Annotated in this window: 23 protein-coding genes; 18 read left to right on the forward strand and 5 right to left on the reverse strand. The window is 42.2% G+C overall.

Annotated features, from left to right (window positions below; genetic code table 11):
- The 8 genes from JYB65_RS09500 to lon all read left to right on the forward strand — a co-directional run bounded on the left by JYB65_RS09500 (position 1) and on the right by lon (position 8,392).
- Positions 1–612 carry a DNA-3-methyladenine glycosylase gene (locus JYB65_RS09500; RefSeq protein WP_342366651.1) on the forward strand — a complete coding sequence of 204 codons (612 nt, stop codon included), beginning with the start codon at positions 1–3 and terminating at the stop codon, positions 610–612.
- 85 nt (positions 613–697) lie between these two features.
- Positions 698–1,345: a flavodoxin family protein gene (locus JYB65_RS09505; protein ID WP_206582427.1), complete on the forward strand. Its 648-nt coding sequence runs from the start codon at positions 698–700 to the stop codon at positions 1,343–1,345.
- Between the two features lie 125 nt (positions 1,346–1,470).
- On the forward strand, positions 1,471–1,956 hold the full coding sequence (locus JYB65_RS09510; protein ID WP_206582428.1) for a ferritin-like domain-containing protein: 486 nt from the start codon (positions 1,471–1,473) through the stop codon (positions 1,954–1,956).
- A gap of 78 nt (positions 1,957–2,034) precedes the next feature.
- A complete protein-coding gene (locus JYB65_RS09515) occupies positions 2,035–3,717 on the forward strand; it encodes a 2-oxoacid:acceptor oxidoreductase subunit alpha (RefSeq protein WP_206582429.1) in 1,683 nt (560 codons plus the stop codon).
- Positions 3,714–4,559, forward strand: coding sequence for a 2-oxoacid:ferredoxin oxidoreductase subunit beta (locus tag JYB65_RS09520; protein WP_206582430.1), 846 nt, complete (start codon positions 3,714–3,716; stop codon positions 4,557–4,559). Before JYB65_RS09515 ends, JYB65_RS09520 begins: the two co-directional genes overlap by 4 nt.
- Positions 4,560–4,583: 24 nt before the next feature.
- Positions 4,584–5,180: a dienelactone hydrolase family protein gene (locus tag JYB65_RS09525; protein WP_206582431.1), complete on the forward strand. Its 597-nt coding sequence runs from the start codon at positions 4,584–4,586 to the stop codon at positions 5,178–5,180.
- A gap of 117 nt (positions 5,181–5,297) precedes the next feature.
- A complete protein-coding gene (locus tag JYB65_RS09530; RefSeq protein WP_206582432.1) occupies positions 5,298–5,864 on the forward strand; it encodes a TetR/AcrR family transcriptional regulator in 567 nt (188 codons plus the stop codon).
- 101 nt (positions 5,865–5,965) lie between these two features.
- A complete protein-coding gene (gene lon, locus JYB65_RS09535) occupies positions 5,966–8,392 on the forward strand; it encodes an endopeptidase La (RefSeq protein WP_206582433.1) in 2,427 nt (808 codons plus the stop codon).
- Between the two features lie 66 nt (positions 8,393–8,458).
- Here the strand turns inward: lon and JYB65_RS09540 are convergent, their stop codons facing one another.
- The 4 genes from JYB65_RS09540 to JYB65_RS09555 all read right to left on the reverse strand — a co-directional run bounded on the left by JYB65_RS09540 (position 8,459) and on the right by JYB65_RS09555 (position 11,767).
- Positions 8,459–8,749, reverse strand: a complete 291-nt coding sequence (locus JYB65_RS09540; protein WP_206582434.1) for a Dabb family protein — start codon at positions 8,747–8,749, stop codon at positions 8,459–8,461.
- On the reverse strand, positions 8,746–9,858 hold the full coding sequence (locus JYB65_RS09545; protein WP_206582435.1) for a DNA alkylation repair protein: 1,113 nt from the start codon (positions 9,856–9,858) through the stop codon (positions 8,746–8,748). Before JYB65_RS09545 ends, JYB65_RS09540 begins: the two co-directional genes overlap by 4 nt.
- A 130-nt stretch (positions 9,859–9,988) precedes the next feature.
- Positions 9,989–10,786, reverse strand: coding sequence for an SDR family oxidoreductase (locus JYB65_RS09550; protein ID WP_206582436.1), 798 nt, complete (start codon positions 10,784–10,786; stop codon positions 9,989–9,991).
- Between the two features lie 66 nt (positions 10,787–10,852).
- A complete protein-coding gene (locus tag JYB65_RS09555) occupies positions 10,853–11,767 on the reverse strand; it encodes a helix-turn-helix transcriptional regulator (RefSeq protein WP_206582437.1) in 915 nt (304 codons plus the stop codon).
- Between the two features lie 239 nt (positions 11,768–12,006).
- Between JYB65_RS09555 and JYB65_RS09560 the strand changes: the two genes are divergently transcribed.
- The 7 genes from JYB65_RS09560 to JYB65_RS09590 all read left to right on the forward strand — a co-directional run bounded on the left by JYB65_RS09560 (position 12,007) and on the right by JYB65_RS09590 (position 17,886).
- Positions 12,007–12,432: a MarR family winged helix-turn-helix transcriptional regulator gene (locus JYB65_RS09560; protein WP_206582438.1), complete on the forward strand. Its 426-nt coding sequence runs from the start codon at positions 12,007–12,009 to the stop codon at positions 12,430–12,432.
- Positions 12,433–12,554: 122 nt separating this feature from the next.
- A complete protein-coding gene (locus JYB65_RS09565) occupies positions 12,555–13,607 on the forward strand; it encodes an epoxyqueuosine reductase (RefSeq protein WP_206582439.1) in 1,053 nt (350 codons plus the stop codon).
- Between the two features lie 30 nt (positions 13,608–13,637).
- Positions 13,638–15,287, forward strand: a complete 1,650-nt coding sequence (gene hcp / locus JYB65_RS09570; RefSeq protein ID WP_206582440.1) for a hydroxylamine reductase — start codon at positions 13,638–13,640, stop codon at positions 15,285–15,287.
- Between the two features lie 277 nt (positions 15,288–15,564).
- On the forward strand, positions 15,565–15,924 hold the full coding sequence (locus JYB65_RS09575; protein WP_206582441.1) for a CidA/LrgA family protein: 360 nt from the start codon (positions 15,565–15,567) through the stop codon (positions 15,922–15,924).
- On the forward strand, positions 15,921–16,613 hold the full coding sequence (locus JYB65_RS09580) for an LrgB family protein (protein WP_206582442.1): 693 nt from the start codon (positions 15,921–15,923) through the stop codon (positions 16,611–16,613). Before JYB65_RS09575 ends, JYB65_RS09580 begins: the two co-directional genes overlap by 4 nt.
- A 19-nt stretch (positions 16,614–16,632) precedes the next feature.
- Positions 16,633–17,214: a cytidylate kinase-like family protein gene (locus JYB65_RS09585; protein WP_206582443.1), complete on the forward strand. Its 582-nt coding sequence runs from the start codon at positions 16,633–16,635 to the stop codon at positions 17,212–17,214.
- A gap of 3 nt (positions 17,215–17,217) precedes the next feature.
- Positions 17,218–17,886, forward strand: a complete 669-nt coding sequence (locus tag JYB65_RS09590) for a FadR/GntR family transcriptional regulator (RefSeq protein WP_206582444.1) — start codon at positions 17,218–17,220, stop codon at positions 17,884–17,886.
- Positions 17,887–17,924: 38 nt separating this feature from the next.
- Here the strand turns inward: JYB65_RS09590 and JYB65_RS09595 are convergent, their stop codons facing one another.
- Positions 17,925–18,428: an LURP-one-related/scramblase family protein gene (locus JYB65_RS09595; RefSeq protein WP_206582445.1), complete on the reverse strand. Its 504-nt coding sequence runs from the start codon at positions 18,426–18,428 to the stop codon at positions 17,925–17,927.
- A 230-nt stretch (positions 18,429–18,658) separates the two neighbouring features.
- Between JYB65_RS09595 and JYB65_RS09600 the strand changes: the two genes are divergently transcribed.
- The 3 genes from JYB65_RS09600 to JYB65_RS09610 all read left to right on the forward strand — a co-directional run bounded on the left by JYB65_RS09600 (position 18,659) and on the right by JYB65_RS09610 (position 23,682).
- Positions 18,659–21,307, forward strand: a complete 2,649-nt coding sequence (locus JYB65_RS09600; protein WP_206582484.1) for a translation factor GTPase family protein — start codon at positions 18,659–18,661, stop codon at positions 21,305–21,307.
- 230 nt (positions 21,308–21,537) lie between these two features.
- Positions 21,538–22,371, forward strand: a complete 834-nt coding sequence (locus JYB65_RS09605) for an AraC family transcriptional regulator (RefSeq protein ID WP_206582446.1) — start codon at positions 21,538–21,540, stop codon at positions 22,369–22,371.
- A gap of 93 nt (positions 22,372–22,464) precedes the next feature.
- Complete coding sequence (locus tag JYB65_RS09610) at positions 22,465–23,682, forward strand: multidrug efflux MFS transporter (protein ID WP_206582447.1); 1,218 nt, start codon at positions 22,465–22,467, stop codon at positions 23,680–23,682.
- Positions 23,683–23,696 lie beyond the last annotated feature (14 nt).

Genomic DNA, 23,696 nt, shown 5'->3' on the forward strand with positions numbered 1-23,696 from the left:
GTGAAGACATTAACTAGAGAATTTTATAATAGAGACTCCGTAATCGTTGCAAAAGAACTGTTGGGAAAGATACTTGTACATGAAATAGACGGACAAAAAATTGCTGCGAAAATTGTAGAAACAGAAGCTTATATGGGTATTGAAGATAAAGCCGCACATTCCTATGGCGGAAGAAGAACGCCAAGAGTTGAGGTGATGTACGGAGGTCCAGGCTTTTCCTATGTATTTCTTATTTACGGTATGTACTATTGCTTTAATATTGTTACCAGAGAAGCGGGAACGCCTCAAGCTGTTTTGATCAGAGCGGTTGAACCAATGGAAGGAGTTGATGCAATGGCTCAAAACAGATTTAAAAAAGCCTATAATCAACTAAGCAAGAGCCAGATAAAAGGGTTAACGAATGGACCGGGGAAACTATGCAGAGCACTTTTAATTGATAAAAGTTTAAATGGAGAAGATTTATGCGGCAGTAAACTATATGTTGAAGAAGGACAAGAGGATAAAGGTACGATCGTATCTTCTAAACGGGTGGGGATTGATTACGCAGAGGAAGCTAAAGATTATCTTTGGCGGTTTTATATAAAAGATAACAACTATGTGTCTATAAAATAGTTCCATCGGTGTCGTTGCATTGGAAGGCTCTCAGCGAGAATCGTACGCCAAACAGCAGCGGCCAAATAGGAAGAGGAGAGTTAAAATGAAAGTAATAGCGATCAATGGAAGTCCGCGAGAAAATGGAAATACGGCCGTTTTACTTCAGAATGCACTTCGCGGAGCAGAGTCAAACGGTGCCGAAACCGAGCTGGTAAATCTTTATGATCTGAATTTTAAAGGTTGTATAAGCTGTTTTGTCTGTAAAAGAAAAGGAAATACGTGCGATGGGATTTGTGCAATGAAGGACGATCTGACAAAAGTGCTGGAAAACATATTGACTTGTGATGTTCTTCTGCTAGGTTCCCCTATATATTTCGGAAATATTACCGGTGAATTGCGGTCTTTTCTTGAACGTTTATGTTACCCGAATCTTTCTTATAACGAAGGGAGCAGATCGGTCTTTCATGGAAAGATCGCATCGGGATTTATCTATTCTATGAACGTTCCGGAGGAGCAAATGAAGCTGTTGAACTACGGAGCTGTGTTTGAGCAGAACAAAAATCTTTTGCAGTTATTCAATGGGAATTCCGAGATTCTTTGCGCCAATGATACCTATCAGTTTAAAGAGTATTCCCTGTATGAAGCGTCTAGATTCGATGAAGCGCATAAGGCCAAAGTAAAAGCAGAGCAATTTCCGTCGGACTGTCAGAGAGCATTTGAAATGGGAGCTCGTCTGACAAGCTGCTCATAATATAGACAGGATCAAAAAGAAAAAATAATCTGGAAGTTTTGATTATTATAATATAATATGAGGGTAATAATAACAAATATTTGTATTTGAAGATATTTTAAATAAAACAGAAGAGGAGAAATGGTATGGAATTATTGGAATTAGCCCTTTCTATGGAGAATGATTTAAAAGAGTTTTATCAGAAACAAGCCAAATTGAATGAAGGAAACCGTTTGAAAGCAGCCTTTATACTTTTGGCAAAAGAAGAAGAGAAGCATGCTGAGATTATAAAAAGCTATAGCAAGGATATTATATTGCCTTTACCTGACAGTCATATTATAGCGGATATTCAAACTATTTTTAACGAAATGAAGGATTTCAGGGTCGAAATAAAAGAGCTTCCCGATCAGCTGGATGTATACAGAATGGCGCTGGAAAAAGAAGAGCAAAGCGTAAAATTCTATCAGGATCTGCACGACAAGGCTTCGGAAGAGCAGTCGAAGACAGTCTTTGGATATTTGATAGAGCAAGAGAAAAAGCATTGTATCATAGTGGAAGAATTGATTAAAATGGCAAGCAGACCGGAAGAATGGATTGAATCTGCCGAATTCGGATTAAGAGAAGAATATTAATAATACCCCTATTGTACTCCCAACATGAATGCCAAAGATAGGTATAATACGCATTGTATAAAGATAGGAGGGATTGTTATGTTCAATTTATTGATTGGCGGAGCAGCCGGTCAAGGAATCGAAACAATGGCATCGGTGCTGCAAAAGTTCCTAAAAGATTCCGGGCTTTATGTGTTTACGACACGCGATATTATGTCAAGGATAAGGGGAGGGCACAATTTTACATTGCTTCGAATCGATGTCAAGCCTGTTTTTTCACATAGTACGAACATCGATGGAATTATTGCTTTTGATAAAGACACTGTTATGCTGCACAAGGAACAATTGAAAGAATCCGGGTTTATTCTTTGTGACAGCCAATGGGAACTGGATGATAAAAGATGCATATCCCTGGATATGACCGCGTTATCAAAAAAACTTGGTAATTCCCGTGTCATCGGAAGCATTGCAACAGGAACTGTACTAAAACTTTTTGGACGAACTCCGGTGAACATCGATGAAACATTGAAAAAATACATAAATGAACCGTATAGGGAGATGAATAAGGCGGCGTTGCTGCAAGGGTATGAACTCGTGGATGCGCGTTATAGTCTTCCGGAAAGCAATCCGCAGGAGAGGATCATCATCTCCGGGAATCAGGCTGTGGCCTATGGCGCCATTGCGGCGGGTATACGCTTTTACAGTGCCTATCCTATGTCTCCGTCCACCACGATCCTAGAATATCTCGCTTCAAAATCAGAAGAAGCCAATATTGTCGTCGAACAGGCTGAAGATGAAATTGCAGCAATCAATATGGCTATTGGCGCTTCATTTGCAGGAGTGCCGTCCATGACCGGAACCTCCGGTGGGGGCTTCTGTCTCAAGGTAGAAGCTTTAGGGTTATCGGGCATGGCTGAAATCCCCATTGTTGTTGCAGATATTCAGCGACCCGGACCTTCCACAGGATTTCCTACCCGTACGGAACAGAGTGATCTAAAATTTGTTATATCTGCTTCTCATGGGGAGTTCCCCAGAATGGTTATCGCTTTGCGAAATCATCAGGATGCGTTTTACCAGACAGCACGCGCATTTTATCTGGCAAGAAAATATCAGATTCCGGTGATCCTGTTAAGTGACCAGTACTTAGCAGACACTTCAGCCACCATAGAACCGTATGACTTAACCAATCTAACCGCAACAATCAATATGGATATGGATACGGATATGGGTATGGACGAAGGGGAATATCTTCGCTACCGCTTGACAGAAGACGGCATTTCGCCGCTTCTAATCCCGGGACAATCAAGAAATTTTGTAGAATCGGATAGCGATGAACATGATGAAGCCGGGCACATTACCGAAGACGCAGAAATTCGGAATCGAATGATGGAAAAACGTCTTGGTAAATTAATTAAATTAAAGGAAGAGTTGATGGAACCGGAATTTTTCGGAGAAGAATTGTTTGACATACTTTTCTTGGGATGGGGGTCCACCTACGGACCGATCATGGAGGCAGTACGGACATTGAATCAGGAATCCTCGAAGAAATACGCGGCCTTGATCTTCGGAGATGTCTATCCGTTGCCCGAGAGACTTCTCAAGGAAAAAGCGCAGCAAGCAGATCATATCATTAATATCGAGCAGAATGCTACCGGACAGCTTGCGGAATTGATCAGGGAAAAGACCGGCATCGAATGTTCCGGCAGTATTTTGAAGTATGATGGACGGCAATTATCTGGTGACGAGATTGTAGACCGTATTCGGAAGGGGGAAAGAGAATGAACCATTTTTCAACCTATGAAACGGCTTGGTGCCCAGGCTGCGGGAATTTTAGCATATTGGATTGTTTAAAAACTGCACTGGAGGAACTGGGGAAGGATCCTTATGAAGTTCTTATGGTTGCGGGTATCGGACAAGCTGCAAAGCTGCCTCAATACATCCGTGCCAATTCTTTCTGCGGTCTCCATGGAAGGGCGCTGCCTGCGGCAGTTGGTGCGAAAATAGCGAATGAAAAGCTGACCGTTATCGTCAACACCGGTGATGGAGATTCGTACGGAGAGGGTGGCAATCATTTTATCCATAACATCAGACGAAATGTGGATATCACCCATTTTGTTCATGACAATCAGGTTTATGGACTGACAAAAGGTCAGGCATCTCCGACTTCTTTGGAAGGAATGGTTACAGATGTTCAGGCACAGGGCAATGCAAATGAACCGCTCAATCCGGTATTACTGGCTATTGCTTGTGGTGCGGGATTTGTTGCCAGAGCTTTCAGCGGACACAAAGAGCATCTTGTTTCCGTTATGAAACAGGCGATTGAGTATGAGGGGTATGCGTTAGTGGACATCCTTCAACCCTGTATCAGCTTTAATAAATTAAATACGTTTGGTTTCTATAGTCAGCGTGTATATGAACTGGGCTCGGATTATGATTATACCAGTAAAGCGGATGCCTTGATGAAGGCGATGGAGTTTGGTGATAAGATACCGATCGGCATTATCTACAGAGAAGAAAAAAACACGTTCCATCAAAAAAATCAAGTGTTAAAGGACGGAGTGCCCCTCATTGATAGGGAAAAAAATCCGGATGTGATACAAGCGATCATAAAAGATCTAGTTTAAAATAATGGTAATAAGGGTTCAGTCATGATTCAAAAGATAAATCATAATAAAACGGCAGTGGTTATACTGCACGAAATCTATGGAGTGAATCCGTTTATGGAGGAGGTTTGTTCAGCGTATCATAGGCAGGGATTGGATGTGTTTTGCCCCGATCTGTTATCGCGAAAATACTTCCTCTATTCGGAAGCTGAAGAAGCCTATCGATTCTTTATAGATAAAGTAGGCTTCGATATTTATAGGGAAGTTGAACGAATGGCCGCACAGTTAAAACGGAACTACGAGAAAGTCTTTATCATCGGGTTCAGCGCGGGCGCAACTATTGCTTGGCGCTGCTGTGAAAAGGCGAAGGTTGAAGGAATTATCTGTCACTATGGCTCTCGCATACGTGATTATTTAGGGGTACAACCCGCTTGTCCGGTTCTTTTATTGTTTGCCGAAAAAGATTCGTTTGATGTCGACAGCACCATAGAACAGCTTCGTGAAAAACCAGATGTGCAACTGCATAAATTAAACGCAAGACATGGGTTTATGGATTCTTATTCTCAACATTTTGATAGGGAGCAAGCGGAGCAGTCGAAAGCATATATCCGTGAGTTCTTTCAAAGCATCAGTGAACGCTAGGACGCTTCAAGAACTTTTATTTTTGATGACTCATTCAAGCTGCGAAGCAGGGACAAAAGAACATAGTTGACAATAAATGAATAATCGTTTATTATAAAAGTACATTGAGGTGATTGCATGAGAAAGAAAGATGATGAGAAAAAAAGGCATATTAAAGAAGCGGTAGTAAGATTGATCTTAGAAGAAGGCTTTCATGGTACTTCCATTTCAAAAATAGCTAAGATGGCCATGGTATCACCGGCAACCGTCTACATCTATTATGAAAACAAAGAAATTATGCTGCAGGATATTTATCATGAATATTCAGAAGAAATCTTTGATTACATCTTAGACAGGGTTGGTTGGGAGATGGCGGGAGAGCAGCTGATTGAAATCATTATCAGAAGCTACTATGACTACATTTGGGAGAATAAAGAAATCTTCAGCTTTGTTGAACAATTCTCCAATTGTCCTTCATTAGTAGGCAGGTGCGCAGGCATAAAAGGCATATGCAATGTCAATGAACTGTTGTCAGAATTGAAGCAAAAGCGAGTGCTCAAAAACTATAGCAATGATAACTTACTGGCAATCATGTTTTACCCAATTAAGGCAATCGCACTGGATAGCCGCAAAAGCGAAGCAGAACGTGCTGCGCTGCTGGAGGAAATGATTAAGATCATACAAGATGCGTTGCTCATACAATAAATTTTAGGCGGAATCATTTTGTGCAAATAATTTGCATAGAGGAATTCCGTAAAAAATTACCCTTTATTAAACGAACATTCATTTATGGCAGAAAGGAGCACATGATGGAAAATTATATAAACAATAGGAAGGGAATCGTTATCCCTATCTCCAATACGGTTTTACTGCCGGGCGTGGTTTCTAAACTGAGGATATCCAGTCTGAGTGAGGAACAGCTTACGGCATTGGAAGACGAACATACCGTGAACATTGCATTGCCGATGAAACAGAATTTCGGACAGCAGGCATTAAAAGAAGAGGATTTTTATCGAATCGGTGTTTCATTTCAAGTCAATGAGATTGAAGAGATAGAGAGAGGATTCCAACTTACTATCAAAACCATAGAACGAATTGAAAGTAAAACTCTTTATATAGAAGATGAACTGATATTTACCGACTATGATGTTTGCCCGGATGCTGACGATATCAACGAAAAAAGCTTGGAGGAAATGCTGAGCTATATCAAAAGAGTGACCCATGAAATCAGTGCAAAATTTGTAGGAGGAGAACGATACAGCAAAATCATTGATGACTTTAAAGACTTAAACTCCATGATTGTTTATTTGTCTCAGTTCTTGCTGATCTCAAACGAAGAAAAATATGAACTGCTGAAGATTCAGTCCATGAAGGAGAGAAGTTTGCGCTTTATGGACTATCTGATGAAGCAGAAGGAAATCATTGAATTACAAATTCAATTGGATGAAAAATTCTCCGAAAAGGCAAATAAGTATTACAGAGAGTCTGTACTCAGAGAACATTTGAGAGCCATTCAGGAAGAATTGAACGAAGGCAAAGACGAAGATTCGAAAAAGTCGAAAGATTATTTAAGCAAGATTGAAGAAGCCGGCATGCCATCTGATATCAAGGAAGCTGCTCTCGAAGAGCTGGATAAAATGCAGGCGCAAGGCCCGAATGGCTCGGAGTATAATGTGATACGCAATTATCTGGATCTCTTGGTACAGCTGCCGTGGAAAAAAGAAGAAGCAACGCCGATTAATCTTGGAGAAGCCAGACGGATTCTGGATGAGCAGCATTATGGTCTGGAAAAGGTGAAGGATCGAATCATACAGCATTTGGCGGTCATGCAGCTGAAAAATGACAAAAAAGGGTCCATTCTTTTGCTTGTAGGGCCTCCGGGAACCGGAAAGACCAGCCTTGGCAGGAGCATCGCCGATGCACTGGACAGAAAATATATTCGTTTGAGCTTAGGAGGAATCCGGGATGAAGCGGAGATTCGAGGTCACCGCAGAACGTATGTAGGAGCAATGCCGGGCAGGATCCTTCAAAGCATCCGAAAGGCAGGAAAGAGCAATCCGGTGATGATTCTGGATGAAGTGGATAAACTGATGACCGGCGGATACAGCGGAGATCCTGCCAGTGCGTTACTGGAAGTTCTCGATCCGGAACAGAACAATACGTTTACCGATCACTATTTAGATCTCCCTTATGATTTGTCGGATGTGTTCTTTATTGCAACGGCAAATTCGACAGAAAGTATTCCGGGACCATTACTGGATCGTATGGAAGTGATTCAGATTTCCAGTTACACTATCGATGAAAAATTCCATATTGCGAAGAATTACTTAATACCAAGTGTTTTAGAAGAACACGGGTTAACAAAAGCACAATTGACTGTAGAAGATGAGGTATTGCATCAAATTATCACCGACTACACGTTGGAAGCCGGAGTCAGAGGACTGAAAAAGCAATTAGCGGCTTTAGCAAGGGTAACCTCCGAAAAAATTGTGTCCAGCAAAGTAGAAGTGCCATATAAGGTGAAAATCGAACAGTTGGACGACTTGCTTGGCAGAAAGGTTTCACGTCATGACAGGGCTCAGGATGACAATCCGCCGGGCGTTGTGACAGGACTCGCTTGGACTCCTGTGGGAGGAGAAATCCTCTTTATTGAGGCAACCGACATGCCGGGAAGCGGAGAGGTGATGTTGACTGGTAAACTGGGCGACGTGATGAAAGAATCGGCGCGAATCTCTTTGAGCTTATTGAAGTCGAGATTGCCGTTGAATGCGGTTAATTTTAAAGAGAGGGATTTGCATATCCATGTGCCGTCGGGAGCCGTTCCGAAAGATGGGCCTTCTGCGGGTATTGGGTTATTCACGGCGCTTGCTTCTTTAGTCACAGGATTTAAAGTGGATTCTAAATTGGCGATGACCGGAGAGATTACGTTAAGAGGAGCGGTTTTGCCGATAGGAGGTTTAAAGGAAAAATTGATCGGTGCCCAACGGGCAGGCATAACAAAAGTGTTGATTCCGAAGGACAATGTGATCGACCTGAAGGATGTACCTGAAGAAGTTAAAAATCAATTGACGGTGATACCCGTAGAAACGATAGAAGACGTGCTGAAAGAAACACTGGGGATTTCTCTTCCGAGAATCGAGCATGTTCTTCCGCAAAGTGCCAGAGCAGTGATTGAAGGAACCATTATGACGGCACAACAAGCGGAGAATAATTCATTCAATACAAGGACGTAGCGGATCTGCTGCGAGGTATGCAAGAATAAAGGCGTGAGTAAAAGAAAACTCACGCCTTTATTTGCGTTATTGCATCTCATAACAAAGAGATGCTTGGGTATCCAGAACACCGCCTATATAGGTGGCTACTTCTAAATGGACTGGATGGACGAGGTAACCGTCCAGATCTTCCAAAGAAGCAAATTTTGTAATGAGAAGCAGATCATATGCAGAGCTGCTAGGGCGAAGGTTGGTTTCAACTTGTATATCCAGTAATCCTTCAATTTTTCCTTTCATACCAAGAAGAACAGCTTGTGCTTTCTTTACGTTGTCTTCTTCCCGGTCTTTTAGTTTTAATAGTACATTGTTTACAATCATGATTTGACCTCCTGTAATAATAATGTTGTTTGTGCGGCTTCGTGTCCATTGACAAGCAATACAATCCTATGAATGCCAGGATAATGCCGCCTTGTGGTAAGATTCATAAAGTTATGATGACGTGTTCCCGATAAATGTACATGACCGGTTACGGCCTTATCCGAGAGCAAGAACAATTTGCGGGAAGGCTTACCGTTGGATTTAATAAAATCGATGCCATATTCCAATCGGATATTCGATTTTGTTTCCAACTCAACGTCCAAAGAATAATGCAGATCACAACGGTCTCCAATACAAAGCTGATCTGGATGAACGGTCAGACCGGCATGATGAAATAAAGGATTTTCCGTTGAAGCTTTCGCATAACCAAACAAAGCCAAAGCCTCCGGATTAGCCTTGCGAATAAGCGTACGGCAGCCATGCCGCAGAATCCAGTCCGTGTCGGGATTAGTGCCAATCCATCGTTCTGCGGTTTTTAATACCAACTCCGGATTATCTTTTGCAATATCGTTCAGATTGTTGGCGACACTTTTACGAACATATAAAGATGGATCGGATTTCAACTTTTCCAACACTTCCAGAACAGGAGAAGGATCTATTTTATAAAGAGGAAGATCCATACTCCAAGGAAGTCGAGGACGGCAGCCCTCACTGGATAAACGTCGTACATGTTCATTAGGATGAACTGACCACTGGCGCATATAGCCCATAGTACGTTCGGGATTCTGAAGTATAAATGGCCGGATCGCAAATTCGGAGGAGGAGCGCTGTGTAAAACGCGCTAAAGCTTCCATAGAAAGCTCCCAATACTCTTCACGGAGTCCGTAAACAGCAACAAAATCAGGAAAGAACAAATACGGAAAGCCGCAGCAATCCTCATCAATGGCGTATAGCACTGCCAAAGCATCTTCATAGTCTCGCGGTAAACATTCCCCTAATATCGTTGCAATCCGGTTCATACGGGCTCGTAACGGTAATGTATCCCATGGATGCATCTGTACAGCCGCGAGAAAATGTTCACAGGGAAAATCTCCATAAGCAGCATGTACTTTATATCCAAAGTCCTGTAGAAATGTTGACGTATAGATTTCCTTTAGCGTATCACCCATAATCGATCTCCAATCTTCCATAGCTTAATCAATAGATAATTTAATAATTTTATTATCCTTCATAATGAAATGGAAATCCAGCAGTAAAGACTCTAGAAATCCGATTTTATCATGATTACCTTGCTATAATTTAAATAGTTCGGATGATTCCGCCGTCAATGATATGTTCACTTCCCGTGATATAAGAAGCCCTGTCTGATACGAGAAAAGCGACAAGCTCTGCCACTTCTTCCGGCTTTGCCGGGCGTCCGAGCGGTATACCGCCGAGTGCATCCATTAATTCCTGTCTGGCTGCAGCATAATCACTTTTTGAGTTTTCAGCCATTCGTTCAATAAGACGTTCTGCTGCTTTGGTTTCAGTGAACCCGGGCGCAACCATATTGATGCGAATGCCTTTGGGGCCTAACTGAGTGGCAAGATTTTTACTGTAATTCGTTAGAGCAGCTTTCGCTGCGGAATAAGGCATTGTCATGATCCCCGGAAGTGTACGCTGAATAGAGGTTATATGAATAATAACTCCCTTGTGCTGTTCTAGCATGCATGGCAAGAATCCCCGATCCAGCCGTACCGATGAAAAAAGATTCTGATTAAAAGCGGTCAGCCAATCTTCATCACTTAGTGTCAATGCACCAGCAGTGGAGGAAGAGGAACCGCCTACATTATTGATCAAAATATCTAATCCGCCGAATTTTTCTAAGGTCTCCTTAATAATTTTTTCAGTCCCTTCAGTCGTTCCGACGTCCGCCTGAATCAGTTCGACTGAATCCGGCAGGTCATCCGAAAAGGTTCGTGCCGCAGTCATTACGGTTGCACCCGCTTTCAGCAAACGATCAACAATCGCCTGACCGATCCCCTTCGTACCGCCTGTCACCAGCACACGTTTCCCGTCAAGTTCCTTGCTCAAATCAACTAATAAATGATTTTCCAAAATGTGTTACCTCCATTCAATTGATGTATAGGTCTAGTATAACCATAGAAACCTGACGACAGTACGTCAGGTTTCTATGTGATATTTATTTGCCATGTCTCGAATGCGATTTGCCATCTCCGACCGTATCCACTGAGGTTCTATGACTTCAAGCAGAGAACCAAAAGAAAAAAGGTAATTAAAAATCCACTCGCCAACCGGCAGAGATGTATTGACCGTGTACGAGCCATCTTGATGTTTCGTAATATCTTTTTCACAGAAATCATCATATACCCGATAAGCACCTTCCGCTGCTATTTTAAGCTGAAGAGGAAGGGTAACAGGAGCTTCTGCTAAGACTGCGGCGGAAAACTGTTCCTGTGAAGGAAGGTGGAAACAGGAATCGCCTGTGATTCGAACTTCAGACATACGTGTTATCTTGAACGTTCGGAAGGACATCCGATGAAGACAATAGCCTTTCAGGTACCATGCCTTATCCTTAAAAAGAAGCTTCATCGGTTCAACAAGGCGATTACTTTTTTCACCGTCGCCATTGAAATAAGAAAAAGCGATGATTTTTTGCTCTAAAATAGCATTTTTAAGCAGGCTAAATGCCTCTTTTTGTTTTTGGTCACTTCCCCAGGGTGAAAATTCTACTTCTATCCAGTTCGCTTTACTTTTAAAAAAGAGACTGCTCAATTTTGAGAGCACCTCATCGAGTTCCGGGTATTGAACAGCGGATAAGCTCTGTAAAGCAAGCAGAATCTCATCCTGTTCTTTTTCAGAAAGAAGAGATTTATTAAGAATAAACTTTTCATTCAGCGAGATTCCGCCGCCCTTGCCTTGACTCGCATAAATCGGAATCCCCGCTTGGCTCAGGGCTTCCATATCCCGATAGATCGTCCGAACCGATACTTCGAAACGCTTGGCTAATTCCGGAGCAGTGACGGTACCTCTTTCAAGGAGGATATATATCATTTGAAACAATCTGCTGATCTGCATTTTATCACCTCCATTTCATTATAGAACAGATAACCTGACAACATCATGTCATATTTTGTGATTTTGATATAATTATTATTCAAACCCATAATAAATATTGAGTGAAATTCGTACTGCTTAAGGCAGTCTGCAGCCTCTTTTTAATGGCTGAGACAGGTTGAATAGAGGGATGTTGACATAAGTAGGGTAACGTATTATACTTTTAGTGTAGTTACACTAAAAACGAGGTGATTGACTCTATGAAAAACCATGAAAAGAAGCCGTCTGTTTGCAATTGCTTAAATTTGCGCAGAGCTTCCTTAGCCATCACAAAAATATATGATGAAATGCTGGCTCCAAGCGGATTGACAGTCAGCCAATATTCAATCTTGAAGCACCTAAAACATTTGGGACCTGTCAGCGTCAGCGAGTTGGCCCTACATATCCGGCTAGACAGGACGACTCTGGTTCGCAGCTTAAAACCTCTTGAGGCAGAGTCCTTCATTATGGACATTTCTCAGAAGGGCACCCGAAATCGTCAGCTTCAATTAACCGATAAGGGGATGGTAAAATACCTAGAAGCAGAAGCCCTGTGGAACCAGGCACAGGAATATATGGAGCAGAAGATTGGGCGAGAAAATATTGAAAAATTAACATCTCTCCTGACCATGATTGAGAGCTTATAATCAAATTAACTATAATATTATTTATGTGAATTTAAAAATTATTCTTATGGAGGTAAAGCCACATAAGGATTCATCTTGCTATAATAGTGTATATACACGATTAATACAAAGGAGACTGGAAAATGAGTATAGAAAAATTGATACAGGATAAGGCATATGAATTCGGCTATGAAAAATGCGGAATTGTTCGTATTCAGGATTTGGAGGGTTATGATAAATGTTTCATGGAACGTATCGATAAAGTTCCCGCGTCAAAGCTGTTTTATCGAAACCAAAGACGTCTGACCAATCTGGCTGAACAGTACCCGTGGGCAAAATCGGTCATCGTCGTTGTTTCTCATTATGGACATTACAAAGTACCGGAGCAATTAAAAGGTCATATTGGCAAACACTATATATTTGACGGACGCGTCAATGAGGAATCACAGGAATTTAAGAGCAGTGTTGCCATGGAAAAATTTCTGGAAGAGCTGGGACTTAGAACTGTTTCAAACCGAAAATTTGGTGTCGTGGGCTTGCGGTGGGCGGCCATGAAAGCCGGTCTCGGAATCGTACGCAGAAACAATTTCTTTTATACAGAATCGGGTTCTTGGGTAGAACTGGAAGCGTGGATAACCGACAAGGAGATGGAACTGATAGAATCAACTGCTTTACCCAATTGCCCTAAGGGCTGTTCCAATTGTATCAAAGCCTGTCCTACTTGTTCGCTCTCCTCTCCTTATACGATGAATCCTGTCAGCTGTGTTTCATTTCTGACCACTTTTGGCGGTCGCGATTTGGAAAAAGACCCACTTAGAAAGAGTTTTGGGACTTGGATCTATGGGTGCGATGCTTGTCAGGATGCGTGCCCGATGAATCATGGCACATGGAAAGAGAAAAATGAGTTCCCCGAGGTGTTAGAGATAGCCCACCTTCTTACCCCGGAAAATATTATGAAAATGGACGAAAATTTTTATAAACGCAGCATACAACCAAAATTCTTTTACCTTACTCCGGATGAATTATGGAAATGGAAAGTAAATACACTGAATTTCATGCGCAATAATTATCAGGAAAGTTATAGACCCTATATCCTGGAGGCCTGCAAGAATGAAAATGACAAGATTCGCGAAATCGCACAGAGGGTTTGCAAAGAGATAGAAGCACATAATTTTGGACTAATTTGGCAATTATAATCCCAATAGCTCATTATACGGGAGGTTAAAATGGATAATTTAATGTTTTGTTATCAATGCGAACAAACGGCAGGGGGCAAAGGCTGTACCAAAAGAGGTGTATGCGGGAAAACGCCGGAAGTAGCCGGAATGCAGGATTTATTAATTTACCAGTTAAAAGGTATTGCGATCTATGCCGAAGGATATTTGCAAAAAGGGGAAAATGTACCCAAGGAATATGTTTCGTTTATTGAGGATTCCCTATTTCAGACGCTGACCAACGTTAATTTTGATGAAAAAGCACATATTGAGATGCTGAAAAAGTCTCAGCTATTGAAAGAAAAGATTCGTAAAGAGCAGCCGCATATAGTTACGACAAGAGATGAAGCTCTTTTTCAGTTGCAGTCCGATCGCAATTTTATATTGCAAAACATGAAAAGAGCCGGAATTATGCACGACCAGACACTGGATGCGGATATTCGTTCCCTGCGGGAAACTGTTAAATTCGGTCTGAAAGGGATTGCGGCTTATGGACATCAGGCGCGGTTCATTGGTTACTGGGACGATGAAGTAGACAACTATTACTGTAAAGCATTAGCCGCTACCACCAATGATTCGTTGTCAATCGATGATTTGGTTGCTTTGACCTTGCAGACAGGGCAGATGGCGGTAAAGGTAATGAGCGTTTTGGATAGGGCAAATAATGAAAGATTTGGGGCACCTTCTCCTCATCGAGTAAATCGGAGATTAAAAAAGGGCCCGCTTATTGTTATTTCCGGTCATGATCTGCATGATCTTGAGCGGTTGCTGGAACAAACAGAAAACAAAGGGATTCATGTCTATACGCATGGAGAAATGCTTCCTTCTCACGGGTACGAAAAACTGAAAGCTTATCCACATTTGGCAGGCAATTTTGGCGGAGCATGGCAAGATCAGCAAAAACAGTTTGCGAATTTGCCGGGGGCCATCCTGATGACCACCAATTGTCTGATGACACCGCAGCCTTCCTATCAGGATCGAATTTTTACGACGAGTGTTGTGGGCTTTGAAGGACTTACACACATTCCAAAGGGAGAAGACGGAACCAAAGACTTCACGCCCGTGATTAACAAAGCATTGGAATTAGGTGGTTTTGAGGAAGACGAAATGCCAAAAGAAATTACGGTAGGGTTCGGACACAGGGCCGTATTGGAGCATGCGGATAAGATTGTAGAAGCGGTAAAGAACGGAGCAATCAAGAGGTTTTTCCTGATCGGAGGTTGTGATGGGGCACATCGTGAGCGAAGTTATTACACCGAATTTGCAAAACTGCTTCCCGACGATTGTATGATTTTGACTTTGGCCTGTGGAAAATACCGTATGAATGATTTGGAGTTCGGAGCGATTGACGGCATACCCCGTCTGCTGGATGTGGGTCAGTGTAATGATTCTTACTCTGCGATCGTGATTGCAAAAGCACTGGCCGATGCTTTTGCGTGCGGCATCAATCAGCTGCCGCTCTCTTTTATTTTATCATGGTATGAACAAAAGGCGGTGGCCGTATTGCTGGCACTGCTCTCGCTAAATGTACAGAATATCTATCTGGGTCCCGTGCTTCCGGCTTTCCTCAGTCCAAATGTGTTACAGCTTCTGGTCGATACGTTCCGGCTTAACCATATTTCTACCCCTGACCAAGACTTGAAGACGATATTGACTGTATAATAAAAAGAGAAAATTCACTTGATTGCCGGTTTATATGAAAATTATTGGGGCTGATTAAGCCCCTTTTTTATGCGCTTAAACCTATTGAGCACATCAGAAAACGTTCTTAATGGTGCTGGAAAATGACTAATTATATATTCTAAGTATTGACTTTACATTTTTTTAGGAATAAAATATTCTGTAAATTGGTGTTACCAATTCTAGATGACGAGATTCACGCTATAATAAAAGGAAAGGATAGAATCAAAGATTTTGATAAAATGTAACAGGTGTTCGTATGAAATTTTTAAAACAGTTTGGAGTTATTTTACTTATTACCTTTCTCGGTGAAGGGTTCAAATACTTTATTCCGCTGCCTATCCCCGCCAGTATCTATGGTTTAATACTGATGCTGATAGCACTTATGACCGGGATCATTAAGTTGGAGCAGGTCAAAGAATCCTCTGGTTTTCTGATAGAAATTATGCCGCTGATGTTTATTCCTGCTGCGGTAGGTATTTTAAATTCGTGGATAGCCCTGAAAGATATCTGGTTTCCTGTCATTATTATTACAATGGTCACAACGGTGATTGTAATGGTGATTACGGGAAGAGTTACCCAGTTGGTGATCCGACTGGATAAAAGGAGGAAGGCATGAATCATTTACTGGCAGAGTCGACCTTCTTTGGTGTACTGATTAGTATCATCGGATATGAAGTCGGACGACTCTTAAAGAAGAAATTTAAATGGGCCGTTTTTAACCCTCTGCTCATTTCCATTGTCTTCGTGATGCTTGTATTGATCTTATTTCAAGTGGATTATGACAGCTATAACAATGGAGCAAAATATTTGAGCTATTTGCTGACTCCGGCTACCGTATGCCTTGCCATTCCGCTCTATGAGCAGATGGATCTATTGAAAAGTAATTTAAAAGCCATCCTGATAGGGATTATTTCAGGGGTTATTTCGAGCCTGGGCAGTATTTTTGTGTTTTCTGTGTTATTTCACTTTTCTCATGAGGAATATACGACCTTGCTTCCAAAATCCATCACCACGGCCATCGGAATGGGTGTTTCGGAAGAGCTGGGCGGTATTGTAACGATTACCGTTACGGTCATCATTGTAACCGGAGTGTTCGGCAACATGATCGCGGAATATGTATGCAAATTATTTCGAATCAAAGAACCCATTGCGAAAGGAGTGGCCATCGGCACGTCAGCCCATGCCATCGGTACGGCAAAAGCCATGGAGATGGGAGAAGTTGAAGGGGCAATGAGCAGCTTGGCTATTGCCGTTGCGGGATTGATCACGGTGGTGGGTGCCTCCGTATTTGCAAATTTTCTATAAATAGATTGGAGGGCATAACATGATTATTACCATCGGAAGAGAATATGGAAGCGGCGGCCATGAAATCGGAAAGAGGCTGGCCGAACACTATCAAATACCGTTTTATGATAAAGAAGCCTTGTTCAAAGTGGCAAGAGAGAAGGGTATTTATGATGAAATCCTGTCTTTCTATGAAGAAAAGCCCGTCAACAGCCTCTTATATGCGATAGCAATGGATTCTTACTCTGAAAATATCGGCAAAATGCAATTTGATGCTATGAAAAGTATTACAGAGAATGGACCTTGCGTTATCATTGGGAGATGCGGAAATTATATTTTTAAGGATACTCCTGATACGGTAAGCGTATTTCTCCATGCAGAACTGGAAAAGCGAATAAAGCGTGTAAAGGATGTCTATGGAATTGATCAAAAAGGTCTACTGAACCTCATTGAGAAAACAGATAAACAGCGGGCTTCTTTCCATAAATTCTACACGGATCAGGAATGGGGAGATGCAAGAAACTATCATCTTGCTGTAAATAGCGGAGAAATCGGAATTGATTCCTGTGTGGAACTGATTGCCGAATTTATAGAGAAAAAGAAAAGGAATTTGTGGAAATAGGTTATGGAGAGCAGAGAATATAACAAAGTAATCAACTATATCAAAGAATTAATCGGAAAAGGCGATTTGCATTCCGGTGATAAACTTCCTACGGAACGGGAACTGGCAGAAACCTTGTCGGTAGGGCGGTATTCTATTCGTGAAGCCCTTCGGATCATGGATGCAATGGGCATGATAGAAAGCAGGCAGGGCTCCGGTAATTATCTGATTACCAATATTGAGAAGAATTTGACGGAGACCATGGCCTTAATGCTTTTGGTGAAGCAAGTGGATTATCTACAAATCAGTCAGCTGCGCCGTGCCATCGAGCTTTATGCGTATGGATGCGCCATGCGGTACTTATCCGATTCACAGCTAAAAGACCTGACGGATCTTGTAGAAAAAATGAAACAAAATACGGGGCGTGATAAAGCCTTGTTGGATAAGCAATTTCATGATAGGATCATTGCCGGCAGTAAGAACACTTTGATTATCAGTATTATGGACTCCCTGTCCAAGGTGTGCAGTGAGTTGATAGAAAAAGTAGTCACCGAATCCGCTCCGGAAAGGGAGCTTACGTTGATGACTACTCATGAAAATATAGTAAAAGGGCTTGTTACAAAAGACCTTTCCCTTGGTATACAAGCCATTCATCTTCACTATGATCTGATCGATTCGGAAATTTCGAGATAAAGAATAGATCAATAGGGATGAAGGTTGAGAAGGCGGCTCTAATTGCCCGCGTTTGCCCCAGCGGAAGCACCGGCAGCATCAGCTGCCATCACGCAGTCGATGGCAAGAACCACGGACAAAGCGATCATTTCATCCTGTTCGTTGGCTATTTCAAGTTCGTAGCAATCCCCCCAGGTCATCCATTCTTTATGAATACGAACGATAGGGCGTCCATGCTGGGTGATTTCATAATCATGCGCCATGAAACTGCCGTTGATTTCCCAACCCAGCCCTTCAATGCTGTATTTAGGACTAAGGAACGTAAATTCCTTGACGATTTCTGCAATCTGCTCCCCTTCTATAAAGACGAAAAATTTCGGCAGGAAGCTGAATACCTTCTGCTGAATAAAGGCCGTTTCACGACCGAAGACATCACTGACATGAAGTTTCTTCCCCCAAGAAAAGAACTCCCCTTCTACAAAATATTTGTCGGCTCCAGTCTCATCCTTTACGGTAAACTGGTCTACCCAAGAAAATACTTTTTGGCGTATATAAAGTTTCATGATTTATTCCTTTCTGCTTCGACTGAAGCGAGGATACCCAATCCTAAACCGCCTCATATGTTTAAAATGTAAAATCATTATACAACAGCCTATCTGTCTTGTAAATTACTCCACTCTTTTAAAATTGTCAAACGCTGGACTTACTGGTATCATAATAATAAAAGAAATACATGCGGCTAGACGAGCTGTAGTGTTTAAAAATAGAAAAAATAAAGGATTTGAAATAGATGATGAAAAAATTAGTGATCGGTATATTAGCGCATGTGGATGCAGGGAAGACGACCTTGTCCGAGAGTTTACTCTATCTGAGCGGTAAAATCGGAAAATTGGGAAGAGTTGACAACAAAGATGCCTATTTAGATACCTATGAGCTGGAAAGAGAAAGAGGGATCACCATTTTCTCCAAACAGGCCATATTTGAAATGGGAGATACGCAGGTTACCTTACTGGATACGCCGGGACATGTGGATTTTTCGGCTGAAATGGAACGAACCCTTCAGGTAATGGACTATGCCATTTTAGTCATAAGCAGTGCGGACGGCGTGCAAGGGCATACAAAAACGTTGTGGCGCCTGCTTGACTTCTATCAAATTCCTACCTTTATATTCGTCAATAAAATGGATCAGAATAGGGCAGATAAGGATAAGCTGATAAAAGAAATAAAAAAACAGCTGGATGACCGATGCATTGAATTTGAACAAGTCCGGGCAGACAGTTTTTACGACCAACTGTCCATGTGTGATGAACGCATGATGGAGGCGTATCTGGAAACCGGGCATATTGAAACGGAACAAATTCAAAGGGCAGTTAAGGAACGCGGCGTATTTCCGTGCTTTTTCGGATCGGCTTTAAAATTGGACGGCATTGAGCAATTATTGCAGGGCATTGCGCGCTATACCATAAACCCTTATTATCCAAAGGACTTCGGCGCTAAAATCTTCAAAATAACCAGAGACGAGCAGGGGAACCGTCTGACCCACATGAAAATTACAAGCGGAAAATTGAAGGTGAAAGAGGTTTTAACAAATGGCATATGGGAAGAAAAAGTGAATCAAATCCGGCTCTATTCCGGACAGAAATATGAGACAGTGAATGAAATAGAGGCGGGTTCTATAGGTGCCGTAATAGGACTCAGTCAGACTAGACCGGGAGAAGGCTTAGGGATTGAAGAAGCTTCTGATACCCCGGTATTGGAACCCGTACTCTTTTATCAGATGAACCTGCCGGAAGACTGCGACCCAAGAGTGATGCTGCCTAAACTGCGTCAGATGGAGGAAGAGGAACCGGCACTGCATATTGTCTGGGATGAACAGCTGCAGGAAATCCAAGCTCAGATCATGGGGGAGGTGCAGATTGAAGTTTTGCAGAGTATGATACAAAGCCGCTTTGGCGTCGAGGTCACCTTTGATGCCGGAAGTATCGTCTATAAGGAGACCATTGCCAATACAGTCGAAGGAGTAGGACATTTCGAACCACTCCGGCATTATGCGGAGGTGCATCTGCTATTGGAGCCTGGAGAATCGGGAAGCGGTCTGCAATTTGGGACAGAATGCAGCGAAGATGTGCTGGGGAAAAACTGGCAGCGGTTGATTTTAACTCATCTGCAAGAAAAAGAGCATAAGGGGGTTTTAACAGGATCGGCGATTACGGATATGAAAATCACTTTAGCCGCAGGCAGAGCACACAATAAACATACAGAAGGCGGAGACTTCCGGGAGGCTACTTACCGTGCAGTGCGTCAGGGTTTAAAGGAAGCGGAATCTGTATTGTTGGAGCCTTATTATGCTTTTCAGTTAGAATTGCCTGAAAAAATGGTGGGAAGAGCAATGACAGACATCGAGAACATGTGCGGCGTGAGCGAACTATCGCAGACGGATGGAGAAATAGCGGTTCTTGTAGGGAGCGCACCTGTTACAACCATGCGAAATTACCAGAAAGAGGTCATTTCCTATACAAAGGGTCTGGGACGTCTTTTTTGCAGTTTAAAAGGATATGAACCCTGTCATAATGCAGACGAGGTTATAGAACGGTTCGGATATGATTCAGAAAGGGACACCGAGAATCCGACCGGTTCTGTATTTTGTGCAAATGGCGCAGGATTTTCAGTGAATTGGAATGAAGTCAAAGGATTGATGCACGTTGAAAGTACTCTTCAGATGAAAGAGGATTTATCGGGAGGAACTGCCCAAAGCCGAGCTTCAATTCCAGCGGAAAGGCCTATCAGTTTAGAAGAGATTGACCAAATTATCAATAAAACCTTCTATTCAAATCAAGGCAAAAAGTCTGCGTGGAAAAGAAGCAAAAAACCCGGTGAAGGCCGGTATGAGCCCATTACCGTTACCTATACCGCAGAGCAGAAGCAAAACAAGGAAGAATATCTCCTTGTAGACGGCTACAACGTGATCTATGCATGGGATGAACTGAAAGAGCTTACCGAGGGGAATATGGACAGCGCCAGAATGAAATTGCTGGATATCCTAAGCAATTATCAGGGGATTCGGCAATGTCAAATTATCGTTGTGTTTGATGCATACCGTGTTCAAGGCCGCCGTGAGGAATTGATTGACTATCATAACCTCCATATTGTCTATACCAAAGAAGCGCAAACAGCGGATCAGTATATTGAAAAATTTGCCCATGACAATCAGAAAAAATATGCCATCACCGTTGCAACCTCAGATGGCTTGCAGCAGCTGATCGTAAGGGGCGCAGGAAGTGCTTTGCTATCCGCCAGAGAATTGAAGATAGAGGTGGAAGCGGCCAGTGAAAGGCTCAAGATGAAATACGAGGAGATGCAGGGAATCACCCGTAATTCTCTAGGCGATTCTTTGTCAGAGGAAGCCAAAAATCAGATGGACGAGTTGCTGCCGGATTCTTGATACGACAGGCATCATATACGGCGACACGGCTTGTATGATATAATGAACGCTAAGATTGAAATACGGCGTTGCCGCAAGGAAGCGTTCATTGAATCATACGGCGACATGGCTTGTATGATATAATAACGATAGGGAAAATTTGGATAAGAAAGGAAAAGATGATTATGCTCTGGAAAAATAAGTATGAGTTGGGTGTCCCTTTGGTTGATGAACAGGGGGATTGAGGAATTATGAACAATATCAACGACCTCTTTTTTCACATTCATTATTGTAACGGCAAAAAATTTAAAGACTCCGGACAGTTTACACCGAAAATTGCAAGGACACTGCAGCATCATGAACTTATTTTTGTCTGCAATGGAATCGGAAGCTTTAAAATTAAGAATAAGAAGTATCCTGTAAAAAAGGGAATGCTGCTGTACCTCAGTCCGGGAATCCCTTATTCGATAGAGTTGGATACCACTGTGCCGGCCGGATTTTTGACCGTTCATTTTAGTTATATACATGTAAGCTTTGATGAAGGGAAATGGGCTATTTGTAATGAAGCAAGGATTCTTTCACATAAATCGGCACAGGAGCTAAAGGATGCCTATCTCGTAGAAGAGCAATTTCAGAAATTAGTTGATTGCTGGAATGAAAAGCTGCCCGGCTATGAATTCATGGCTAGGACAATGCTCCAGCAGTTGATCATAACAATCGTACAAAACTTGAATAAGCATCCGCAAAATTTTGCGATGTCCATAAAGGTTGAAAAGATTATTCAGTACATGCACCAACATATAAATGGCAAAATAACCTTACCGGAGCTGTCTGAAAGGCTTCAGATGACACCGGCGTATATGTCGAGGACTTTCAAAGAAACGACGGGGTATACAATCATTGAGTATTTCAACAAGTTAAAAATAGACAAGGCCAAGGAGCTTCTGATCGAAGGAAATAAAAAGATTAAGGAAGTATCTCAGGAACTTGGATTTACCGATGAATTTTATTTTAGCAGAATGTTTAAAAAAGCGGAGGGAATTACCCCTTCACAATTTTATAGCAGAATTGTTCATGGACATTAGAATCGTACATGGAATATAGACCCTCTTATTGATAGACTATACTCACTAATAGTACATGTCAGAGTATAGAAGCTAGAAATAGGGGGCTTTTTCATGCCAATTTGGAAAAGAAATTTATATGTCTGTTGGTTTGGAATGTTTGTAACGGGAATTGGAATGAGCCAAATCGCGCCCGTCCTGCCGCTCTTCATCAAACAACTTGGCGTTAACAGCGTGGGCTTAATTGCCCAATTATCCGGTCTTACTTTTGGTATTACTTACATCGTTTCTGCAATCTTCTCGCCCATCTGGGGTCACGCTGCGGATAAAGTAGGGCGTAAGCCTATGTTATTGCGGGCAAGTCTCGGCATGGCGATTATCATCTTCTGTATGGGATTTTCCACCAATGTAGTCATGCTGATTGTATTGCGGTTATTGCAGGGTGCCATCACAGGATACAGCACGGCTTGCACGACTTTGATTGCAGTTCAAACCGATAAGGAACACGCCGGATATGCCTTGGGGATGCTTTCAACGGCAAATGTCGCTGGATCTTTGATCGGTCCTACGATCGGTGGATTTATTGAGGATACGATTGGGTTGCGGCCTGTATTTTTCATCACAGGGCTACTGATGTTCATAGCCTTTTTAGCCACTCTTTTATTCGTCCGGGAAAACTTTATCCGTGAGGATCAGAAAGGATTGAGCAGCAGAGAGATATGGAATAGTGTACCGGAAAGAAGATTGACCATTATTTTATCGGTGACCTACTTTATCATCACATTTGGTTTATATTCCATCGAGCCTATTGTAACCGTATATGTTGCTCAGTTAAGCAAAGAGACAAGTCACGTTGCGCTGATAGCAGGACTTGTATTTTCGGCTTCTGGTCTGGCGAATATCATTGCCGCACCACGGCTTGGCAAACTCTCAGATAGAATCGGGGCACATAAAATCATCCTGTTCTCTCTCATTGCCGCAGGATTGATCTATATTCCGCAGGCTTTTGTAACAAATCCATGGCAGTTGATGGGGCTTCGCTTTTTGCTGGGGCTAACAATGGGAGGACTTAATCCTTCTGTAAATACCTTGATTAAAAAAATAACGCCCGGTTCAATCACCGGCAGAATTTTCGGCTTTACGATATCAGCCGGATATTTAGGGGTGTTCGGCGGTTCCGTTTTGGGCGGTCAGGCCGCTGCCGCTTTTGGAATACGATCTGTATTTTATATAACAAGCGCTTTATTACTATTCAATGCGGTGTGGGTATATTTTAACGTATATAAAAGACTGGAAAACAGGGATGTTGTATCAGTCAATCATAAAGAATAAAAGGCCACGCATAA

The organism is Clostridium aminobutyricum, from assembly GCF_017255415.1.
GTDB lineage: Bacteria > Bacillota > Clostridia > Peptostreptococcales > Anaerovoracaceae > Aminipila > Aminipila aminobutyrica.

Bases quoted from the DNA above. Each gene is read 5' to 3' on its own strand.
- JYB65_RS09505 (WP_206582427.1), top strand. From the start codon at position 698: ATGAAAGTAATAGCGATCAATGGAAGTCCGCGAGAAAATGGAAATACG.
- JYB65_RS09510 (WP_206582428.1), top strand. From the start codon at position 1,471: ATGGAATTATTGGAATTAGCCCTTTCTATGGAGAATGATTTAAAAGAG.
- JYB65_RS09515 (WP_206582429.1), top strand. From the start codon at position 2,035: ATGTTCAATTTATTGATTGGCGGAGCAGCCGGTCAAGGAATCGAAACA.
- JYB65_RS09520 (WP_206582430.1), top strand. From the start codon at position 3,714: ATGAACCATTTTTCAACCTATGAAACGGCTTGGTGCCCAGGCTGCGGG.
- JYB65_RS09525 (WP_206582431.1), top strand. From the start codon at position 4,584: ATGATTCAAAAGATAAATCATAATAAAACGGCAGTGGTTATACTGCAC.
- JYB65_RS09530 (WP_206582432.1), top strand. From the start codon at position 5,298: ATGAGAAAGAAAGATGATGAGAAAAAAAGGCATATTAAAGAAGCGGTA.
- lon (WP_206582433.1), top strand. From the start codon at position 5,966: ATGATGGAAAATTATATAAACAATAGGAAGGGAATCGTTATCCCTATC.
- JYB65_RS09540 (WP_206582434.1), bottom strand. From the start codon at position 8,749: ATGATTGTAAACAATGTACTATTAAAACTAAAAGACCGGGAAGAAGAC.
- JYB65_RS09545 (WP_206582435.1), bottom strand. From the start codon at position 9,858: ATGGGTGATACGCTAAAGGAAATCTATACGTCAACATTTCTACAGGAC.
- JYB65_RS09555 (WP_206582437.1), bottom strand. From the start codon at position 11,767: ATGCAGATCAGCAGATTGTTTCAAATGATATATATCCTCCTTGAAAGA.
- JYB65_RS09560 (WP_206582438.1), top strand. From the start codon at position 12,007: ATGAAAAACCATGAAAAGAAGCCGTCTGTTTGCAATTGCTTAAATTTG.
- JYB65_RS09565 (WP_206582439.1), top strand. From the start codon at position 12,555: ATGAGTATAGAAAAATTGATACAGGATAAGGCATATGAATTCGGCTAT.
- hcp (WP_206582440.1), top strand. From the start codon at position 13,638: ATGGATAATTTAATGTTTTGTTATCAATGCGAACAAACGGCAGGGGGC.
- JYB65_RS09575 (WP_206582441.1), top strand. From the start codon at position 15,565: ATGAAATTTTTAAAACAGTTTGGAGTTATTTTACTTATTACCTTTCTC.
- JYB65_RS09580 (WP_206582442.1), top strand. From the start codon at position 15,921: ATGAATCATTTACTGGCAGAGTCGACCTTCTTTGGTGTACTGATTAGT.
- JYB65_RS09585 (WP_206582443.1), top strand. From the start codon at position 16,633: ATGATTATTACCATCGGAAGAGAATATGGAAGCGGCGGCCATGAAATC.
- JYB65_RS09590 (WP_206582444.1), top strand. From the start codon at position 17,218: ATGGAGAGCAGAGAATATAACAAAGTAATCAACTATATCAAAGAATTA.
- JYB65_RS09595 (WP_206582445.1), bottom strand. From the start codon at position 18,428: ATGAAACTTTATATACGCCAAAAAGTATTTTCTTGGGTAGACCAGTTT.
- JYB65_RS09600 (WP_206582484.1), top strand. From the start codon at position 18,659: ATGAAAAAATTAGTGATCGGTATATTAGCGCATGTGGATGCAGGGAAG.
- JYB65_RS09605 (WP_206582446.1), top strand. From the start codon at position 21,538: ATGAACAATATCAACGACCTCTTTTTTCACATTCATTATTGTAACGGC.
- JYB65_RS09610 (WP_206582447.1), top strand. From the start codon at position 22,465: ATGCCAATTTGGAAAAGAAATTTATATGTCTGTTGGTTTGGAATGTTT.